This window comes from Pseudoalteromonas sp. BZK2 (assembly GCF_014349195.1).
GTDB classification, from domain to species: domain Bacteria; phylum Pseudomonadota; class Gammaproteobacteria; order Enterobacterales; family Alteromonadaceae; genus Pseudoalteromonas; species Pseudoalteromonas simplex.
In genome coordinates, this window is record NZ_JACSOG010000065.1 from 1 (window position 1) to 9,614 (window position 9,614).

Sequence of the window (9,614 nt, forward strand, 5' to 3'; positions counted from 1 at the left end):
AGTTGGAATTAAAAGCGATTTAGGCAAGGCATTGATTGCAAGTAATAGTGGTTCTATTGTTAAAATCAATAACGCAGTATAAATCGCTTTTAAACCAACTCTTTGGGCGCTTCGCAGGCACTTACTCTCATCGTTGTTACTTCTTAAAAGGGACTGCCATTCTTGCAAAGTAACGCCTTGATTTTAAGCACCTGTGAAACGCTGAATTCTGCATCTTGAGGTGGTTTGGGTATAAATTACTGCTTAATTAAGCTGCCTGACAAAAATGTATGTAATGCAGGGTCATCATCGTCGTTATAGCTTTCTGGTACTTCAAAACCTAAAGTTTCAACGCTAAATCCTCCATCAACGGTTGTGATAGGAGTCATTAACACGCCATAACCATAATTCTGACTCTCGGTAGCCTCACTAAACATCATTAAAGATCCTAAATGCAGCTCCCAAGACGCACTACGAACTTCACCATCTAATTCGAATGAAGCGCTGCCATCTTCTGCAATGACAACATATGATGTTTCAACACCACCACTCTCGGCCATATAGGTGAAAATATGTGTACCAATTAAGTCGACTTCGGTAAAAGAATCTTGCTCAATAACTCGCGTAATTCTTTGCATTACACCGAAGTCATCGCCATCTTTAAATTGTAAAAAGTTGCCTTGTGCTTTGACAATAAAGTGCGGGTCAGCTTCTTCTACTGGGCTACCGTATGTTTTTTCATAGAAATCGACAAACACTTTTTGATTCTCAATATCATAATTATAGTAGCCTCCAGATATACCCAGCTCATCATTTTCAGTGTCATGAGCAAGCTCTAAGAAAGTACCGTCTTCTTTAAATATGCCCATAAAGAAGTCACCATCAAGCGACCCATCGAAATAAGCACCTACTAGTGGATTTCCCAGACTATAAATACGTGTTAGTACAACATCACCTTCCCCTTCAATTTCAAGAGTAAGTGTATCTGCAGAGACAGACGCTATAATGCTGCCAGCATCGTCAATCCCAAAACTTCCATTGGTATCTTCGCTTAGTTCAACAGCAAACTCACCTGTACTCTCATTCCAAGTAAAATCGCCTAACTCAAATCCCGGATGAGCATCATCAACGCCTTCATCTGCCATTGCTTGAATCTGAATCCACTTCCCATCACGTAAAACCACTGCAACATCAGGTTCATCGGCAAGTTGCCAGGCGCCATCTAACGGGTGCTCTGTTGCAGGGCGATCAATATCAACCTGCGCTTCCGCCATCGCTTTATCAAAGAACCAAGCTTGCTTATCACCTTCAGTACAACTCGCTGACTGCGCATAAACACAAACCGTTAAGAAATACCTATCAAAGTCACTAACCTCTGCTTGCGATGTATTAAACATCAATTTGCCGGAGGCTAAGCTGTAGTCATATTCAGTTAAAACTCCAAGATATGAAAAGCTAATTCTACGTTTATATTCATCTAATTCATCGTTATAGATTGTCTCAACTTTAATAGTTTCAACACCACGTTCCCTTGGCGAATAAAGCTCAATAAAACCAACGTTTATCGGATAACCATTTTCATCATAGCTAGCGTTTTCTTCTAACCAGTAGGGAGCAAATTTAGATACGCCATATTCATTAGAAACTGAGAAGTTACGAAGATGTGATGAGTAATCCTCTGGACGTTCGGTTCCGTCATAATTAAAAAAGCGATACTTACGGTAAGTAAAATTTTGCCCGTTATTGGTTGCTAGCAGACGTTGAGAAAACTCACTATATACTTGGCAAACATCATCTTCAGGGCAGATTGGCTGAATGCCATTACTTGTAAAATAGTTATAACGTAAGAATTCTCCATCACTACTTACTTGCCAAGAACGAAAGTTTTGATTCAAATTAAAATTCATTAAACCATCGTCATAAACGTCGTAATGAAGGTCTGTTTGTGGTGAGTTATAACCTTGGTACACAGTCCATTTACCAAGTAGATCTGCTTCAGTAAATGAAAGCTGGTTATCTTTCACCATTAAACCAGTAACTGTTCGCGAGCTATCATCTGTTTTAGCTTCGAGTGATGCAGCAAATTGATAACCAACTTGTACATTTTTAACTAACCAAATTGCGATGTCATAATTGATACTTTCTGCGCTATTACTTATAAGCAGTTGATTCTCATCGACTTGCCAAGTAACACTTACAGGCGCTTTATCGTTATCAGTGAGCGTCCCAGTTCCACCAGAAAGTAGCTCAATACTTACAGCACTACTATACCCACCAAACTCGCTCAAATTATCAATAACCCAAGTACCAATAAGCTCATCTGCTGTCACTGCAAGTGTTTGTCGTTGTTCAATAAGGGTGGCGTTATAATTAGATTCAGAGCTGTTATACACTTCACCGCTGTTACTGAAACGAGTTTCAGTTTTGCGAGAAAACTCTACAGTTCTATTAGCATCATTTTCCAAGAGAATAATTAGATCTAACTCAACTAAATACTCACATACCTCCTGCTGCTGATCATTTTCATCATTGCTAAATGAGCAGTTTATAAGTACAGGCTCAGCTAAATTAATTGTAATATCCTGCTCTTGCTGAGACCAATTAAAGCTTGTATCGACATCAATCAAACTAGCATAGCCAGTTCCATCAGCCTTAAACTCTAACTGCGCAGTTGATGCTCTATAGTATTGCGGCTGCATTAAAATATACTCACCCACAATACTAGTAACGGTCTGATCTACAAGTTCATCATCTTCTTTAATTTCTTCTTTTGTCGATTCAATTAGACCCGGTTCTTGGCTCTCTACGGTATTAACAAAGTTATCAATATCCTCAGAATTTGATACAAGGTCTAAGGTTGATTCGACGCCTTCAGGAAGTTCATAGTTTTCGTTATCAACAATAATTTTAATTAATGATGCTAAAAGTAACTTCTCATCCGCATCAACAGCTAACAATGCATCATCGAGTGCTTCTTCGGAGTTGATATCAGCACCATCACGAGTCAATAATGCAAACTCTGCGGTAGTAACATTAGTTACATTAACGCCAAAATTATCCTCTTTACTAAGTTTTCCATCAGCTCCTGCTTGCGCCAGCAAAGTTGAAATTGATTTTAGCTGTGAGACAAACTCTACACCGGGATTGATTGAATTATTACCATATGCGACTAGCTTCACTAATTCATTTGCATCAGAGTCATCCACTTCAATATCTACGCTAAAACGACCCTGGGCATCCGCGGTTACTTCAAACTGTTCATCACCAATTTGAACTACAACACTAGAATTAACAATTGGCTCATCAGTTACAATGCCTTCAAATGTTATTTTTAGTGCCTTGCGCTTCAGAGCTATATTAACTTCTGCACTTGCAGTTGCATCGTCATCATCTGTTACAGTCAAAGCAAGAACAATATCTGCATCTTCTTCAACTGCAGGTGCTGTAATTGTTAAGGTGCTTGTATCGCTACCAGAAAGATCAAGGGTAGGACCAGATACTTGTGTCCAAGCATATTGACTAATACTTCCGTCACTATCAGTCGCTGTCGCCTGTAAAACTAGCTCCTCTCCCTCTAATAACTCTGTGTCACTGTTAATTGATACTGTTGGACTTTTATTCTCTTCAGCAACAGGAGGGGTATCATCTTCGTTATTGCTATTATTCCCACCACAAGCTGTTAAGCTAATAATACTGGCTGCGAAAAGTAATTGTTTTATAAAATTCATAGACCTGAAATTTGGAGGGCTCATCATGTTAATCCTTACATTGATTGCGGTATAGCTCACTAAAAAGAGGCAACTGCAGAGCAGTTGCCAATCTCAAAGGAAGCAAATCTTAATAAACGTATGAACAAGGTCAGCGCTCGATCACTCTTTTAACCATAAATTAGACTTTATGTTTGCCCGTCAATTTGAGTACTTCGAAGCATGTTTTCCCGTTCATTTTTCATTAAGATTTTATGGTAGATGAGTTATTCAAATTGTGTGTACTGAATGCCGACAAAAATGTACTCAAATACGACATGTAATTAAAAAAACAGTAGGTTAAAGTTTTTGACATTGATATTCTTTTGCCGTCACACCATATTTTTCTTTGAAAAACTTAGAAAAATACGAACGTGAAGAAAAACCAACATCATCTATAACTAGACTTACTTGGCGACCCTGCTGTAACAACTCAGCAGCTCTTTGCAATCTATATTCGCGAAGATATTCACTTGGTGTGATATTTAACAATACTTTTAACTTTCTTTGGAATTGACGCTCACTCAATGCTAAGTGCTTCGCACATTCAAGCATAGAAAAGCCCTGCTGATGAAAATGCTCAGCAACATATTCAGCTAACTTTTCAAGCAGCTTTTTGTCTCTCGGGTCGAGTGAAAAGGCCGTTCTTTGCTGAGCTTTATGTGGCGACTTTTCAGATTTCGATTGTTGTGCATATTGAGCTACCCAGCCTAGCCAATTCTCAATTTTTAAAAATAGCTCTTCTCTATCGAATGGTTTAGTGATCACATCTAGCGCGTGTTGCTGCAAACTACTCACTCGAGTTTCATAATCGCCCTTTGCGGTCAAAATAATTACTGGGATATGGCATGTAACGGGCGAGTTATGTAATGAATCTAACACAGTAAAGCCATCAACTTTAGGCATCATTAAATCAGTGATGATTAAATCTGGCACTTGGCTCAAAGCTATTTGCAATCCAACTTGGCCATCTTGCGCTAATAAAACTTGGTAGCGGTGTTGTAACTCAGATTTAAGGTAATGGCGTAACTCATCGTTGTCTTCAATAATTAATACACTGGCTTTATTCTGCACTTCATTTGATTTTGAACTGATACTTGCAGCAGAAGCTTGAGCTGCAAATTGCGTTGCTTGAAATGAAAGTTTAAAACTAGTTCCTTCCCCTAAGCGACTTGCCAGCACAAGCGTGCCTTTGTACTTATCAACCAAACGCTTAACGATGGCTAGGCCAACGCCACTACCTTCTACATTTGCATGACTACTCACTCTGTAGAAAGTATCAAATACTTTGCCTTTTTCAGCGTCTGCGATACCTTTACCTGTGTCTGTTACTTCTATGTTGGCAAGCTCACCTGATACGCTTACAGTTAAGCTGACTTGACCTTGCTGAGTATATTTAAATGCATTGCTTAAAAGGTTGGTAAGAATCGTGATCACCCCTTCTCGGGTGCTTTCGATAAATACGGCTTCTTCAATATCGACCTTAAAGTCGATAGACTTTTCACCTAACACAGCAAACTGCCCTGCGACCTCTCTGGCAATTGCCGATAGTGACACAACTTTTATAATCTCTTCATGGCGCTCATCATAACGAGTCAGCGTTAATAGCTTATCAACCAAATTTTCTAAACGCCGGCTATTTCGCAATACCAAATTCAGCTGCTCACGCTTTTCAGTAATTCGCTCATCAGCTATTAGCTTTTGCAACGGCGCAATCAACAAACTCAAAGGAGTACGTAATTCATGAGATGCATGCGTGAAGAAGCGTACTTTATTTTCGAGTGAATCACTCAGAGCTTCAGCTTGCTGTTCGATGAGCGTTTTTTGCTCTGCGATTTCGTCGGTACGCTCACTAACAATTTGCTCCAGATAATATTTTTGTTTGCGTATCCGGCGAGTCCAAAGCACTGTGAATAGCCAGACCATCGCCAAAATCAGCATAGCCGCTAACAGATAAAACTCACTAGTTTGCCACCAAGGAGCAAGAACGGTTATGTTTAACAGTAATGGAGTGAGCACATTTGCCCCGCTTTCACTACTAGCATTAACTTTCAACTGATATTTACCAGCAGGAAGGTTAGTATAATCAACAGATAAAAAAGGCCCTGTAGCTTTACGCCATTGCTGTTCAAAGCCCGCTAACTGATAAGAGTACAGGTTAGTCTGTGGCTCAGAGTAGTGTAGGTAACTAATCTGAAAGTGAACCCGTTTGATGCCCGCAGGAATAGTCACTGAACGGCTTTTTTCTATTTGGTATAAACTGCCTAAACGACTGACTCCTTCGTTTACCACATCCTCATCATCAAATTGCAAACTAGTAAGTGCCAATTGCCCGCCAATAGTATTAACTTCAAGGTCAGCAGGATTAATGACACTCACCCCCTGTGTGCCACCAAACATCAAGCGGCCATCACGGGTTTTTAAATAAGCACCGGCATTAAATTCATTACCTTGTAAGCCATGGCGAGCTTTATAGTTTTTAATGCTCATGGTTGCAGGATCTATTTTAGCGAGGCCGTTGTTGGTACTGAGCCAAACCCAATCTTCATTGTCTTTTAACAATGCATAAACGACTTGATTAGGAAGGCCTTGAGCGACATTAAGCTGATGAACTTGCTGGTTGCTCAAATCAATAATATTTAAGCCGTTCGACGTTGCGAGCCACATTTGCTGGTCAATTTCTAAAAACGCACGCACTGTATTATCAGATAAAGCCAAGTCGCCTTTGCGATAATTAGTGAGAGTATCGGTTGCAGCATTGTAATGATAAGCCCCATCACCATCTGTGCCTATCCACAGCTCTGCTTGCGAGCTTTTATATAAACTCGTCACCCGCGCAGTCGGAATTATAAGTTGTGTATTCGCTACAGGCTGTGCAAAACTAATAAATTTGCCACGCTGTCTATCAAAACAAAACAGCCCTCCACCATTCGTGCCAACCCAGACATTATTTTTCTCATCGACTAAAAGAGCATATATACTGTTCTCAGTTAAGCCATGCTCGCCTTCACCTGCTCGAAAGTGACTGATGCTGCCATCGGTATGCAAAACATCAATCCCTTGCTGCCAACTGCCAATCCATATATCGCCATTACGATCTTCGGCAATGGCTTTAATTGCATTGCTACTAATTGAATACGGTGAACTTTCGGTGGTTATGCGCTCTAAACGATTTAATTGCTGCTCAAGAATATCGATACCGCCACCCCAGCTGCCATACCAAATACGTTGCTTTGAGTCTTCAAATAGCGCCCACGCATCGTTACTTGAAAGTGGCGCTGGCTTTTTTAACTTACTAAATTGCAATGATGCTGGGTCGAGCTTACTGATCCCATTGGCAGTACCAAACCACATAATGTCGCTACTGTCTCGGTAGATACTATAGACCCGGTTATGAGCAAGACTATATTTATCAAATGGGTCATGTGCTAAAACGGTGAAGCTTGCATTAATTGGATCGTAAACATTAATCCCGCCACCTCGCGTTGCCAGCCAAACTTGGCCTTGGCTATCAAACTCAATATCACGAATTTCATTACTGCTAAGCCCAACACCGCCATCATTAGAGGTAAGCCACTGCGTCATTGTTTTAGTGCTTAACTCAATCTTGTATAAGCCACCACCCTGACTTGCCAACCAAATACTGCCATCAGCTGCCTGTTTGATAGCAAAGATACTGGCATGAATATCTATTGGCTCAGCAAAGCCAGAAAAAATAGTATTAATTTGTTGTTTATTAATAAGATCATAATGAAGTAACCCAGCTCCATGGGTACCAATCCAAAGGATGTCGGCAATTTTTGATAGCGCATAAATAGGCTTTTTTAAGTCTGTTATTAGCCTTTCAAGTTGCTGTGTTCGCTTATCGTAACGAAACAGGCTACCGTCGTATGTACCAATATAAACGTGCTGTTGCGCTACCAATAAACTGGTGATGCGACGCTCTTTTAAGAGTGGCTCAGAAAATTGATAATTATGTAATGCAAGTTGGTTTACACCACTATTTCGCGTACCTATAAACAGCTGTGATTCGCTATCAAGTGCCAATGGATAGATATAGTTATTTGCTAGGCTATTTGTCTCATCAGAGGCTGTGAATACGGTAAACTTATTGCCATCATAACGGTTTAAACCTGCCTGCGTCGAAAACCACATAAAACCTTGCTGATCTTGCACAATATCGAACACAACACTTTGCGATAATCCATCCTCAATATCGTAATTATGAAATGCAGACCAAGCTGAAGGTAAGAACAGAAGTGCTAACAGCGCTATTAAAAAACGGATCATCCCTAAATCTACACATTTATTATTAGTTATTAATCAAGCGTAGTTCAGTTCAGCTAACATTCATAATCATTTCCCAATTTAGGGATGAATAACCAAGATAGATATCAAGGGGTTGGATTTAGATGTGAGTTAGCGAGGGTAAAGGCTCTAGGTTATAGGTCAAGCATAACCTTGGGAGTGTTTTATGGTGGTTTGGGTTTACCAAAGAAAAGGTTTACATGTATTGTGTTGGGTTTCGCTGCGCTCAAACCAACCTACCTGAAGAATGAACAGGCAGAATGCTGAGTGAGACACCACACTAAACAACCCTCTCGATCTAATCTGACGTCTGACAGCTGATAGCTTTTTCACCCATAAAAAAACCCGAGACTAAGCTCGGGTTTTTCTCAATGCTTAATGCATCACTATAGTTGATTACTCAACGATAGTTGCAACAACACCAGCACCAACTGTACGGCCACCTTCACGGATAGCGAAGCGTAAACCTTCGTCCATCGCGATTGGGCAGATTAGTTCTACAGTCATCTTGATGTTGTCACCAGGCATTACCATTTCAACGCCGTCTGGTAACTGTACGTCACCTGTTACGTCAGTTGTACGGAAGTAGAACTGTGGACGGTAACCTTTGAAGAATGGAGTGTGACGACCACCTTCATCTTTAGAAAGTACGTATACTTCTGAAGTGAACTTCGTGTGTGGAGTGATTGAACCAGGCTTAGCTAGTACTTGACCACGCTCAACGTCTTCACGCTTAGTACCACGTAGAAGTGCACCGATGTTCTCACCCGCACGACCTTCGTCTAGAAGCTTACGGAACATCTCAACACCTGTACAAGTTGTCTTCGTAGTTTCTTTGATACCTACGATTTCAACTTCGTCATTCACGTTGATGATACCAGCTTCAACACGGCCAGTTACAACAGTACCACGACCTTGGATTGAGAATACGTCTTCGATAGGCATGATGAATGGCTTATCGATGTCACGCTCTGGCTCTGGGATGTAAGAATCTAGTGCTTCTGCAAGCTCAACGATTTTGTCTTCCCACTCTTTCTCGCCTTCTAACGCTTTAAGCGCTGAACCTTGGATTAGTGGTAAGTCATCACCTGGGAAGTCGTACTCAGAAAGAAGTTCACGAACTTCCATCTCAACTAGCTCAAGTAGCTCTTCGTCGTCAACCATGTCACATTTGTTCATGAATACGATGATGTAAGGTACACCAACCTGACGAGAAAGTAGGATGTGCTCACGAGTTTGTGGCATAGGACCGTCAGTCGCAGCAACTACTAGGATTGCGCCGTCCATTTGAGCAGCACCAGTGATCATGTTTTTAACATAATCGGCGTGTCCTGGACAGTCAACGTGTGCGTAGTGACGAGTTGGAGTATCGTACTCAACGTGTGAAGTTGAGATTGTGATACCACGCTCACGCTCTTCTGGAGCGTTATCGATTGATGCGAAGTCTTTAGCTACACCACCGTATACTTTTGCAAGTACGTTAGTGATTGCTGCTGTTAGAGTTGTTTTACCGTGGTCAACGTGGCCGATTGTACCAACGTTTACGTGCGGTTTTACGCGTTCAAACTTTTCTTTTGCCAT

The 9,614-nt window shown here is 40.9% G+C and carries 3 protein-coding genes; all 3 read right to left on the minus strand.

Features of this window, described 5'->3' with window-relative positions; translation table 11 throughout:
- Window positions 1-236: 236 nt before the first annotated feature.
- Entirely contained in the window at window positions 237-3,734 is a 3,498-nt protein-coding gene (locus tag BIZ38_RS21300; protein WP_187491248.1) for a PKD domain-containing protein, read from the minus strand.
- Window positions 3,735-4,025: 291 nt separating this feature from the next.
- Entirely contained in the window at window positions 4,026-8,015 is a 3,990-nt protein-coding gene (locus BIZ38_RS21305) for a hybrid sensor histidine kinase/response regulator transcription factor (RefSeq protein WP_187491249.1), read from the minus strand.
- A 414-nt stretch (window positions 8,016-8,429) separates the two neighbouring features.
- Window positions 8,430-9,614, minus strand: a complete 1,185-nt coding sequence (gene tuf, locus BIZ38_RS21310; protein ID WP_054564107.1) for an elongation factor Tu — start codon at window positions 9,612-9,614, stop codon at window positions 8,430-8,432.

Coding starts and splice junctions, on each gene's coding strand:
- BIZ38_RS21300 (WP_187491248.1), bottom strand. CDS start 3,734: ATGATGAGCCCTCCAAATTTCAGGTCTATGAATTTTATAAAACAATTA.
- BIZ38_RS21305 (WP_187491249.1), bottom strand. CDS start 8,015: ATGATCCGTTTTTTAATAGCGCTGTTAGCACTTCTGTTCTTACCTTCA.
- tuf (WP_054564107.1), bottom strand. CDS start 9,614: ATGGCAAAAGAAAAGTTTGAACGCGTAAAACCGCACGTAAACGTTGGT.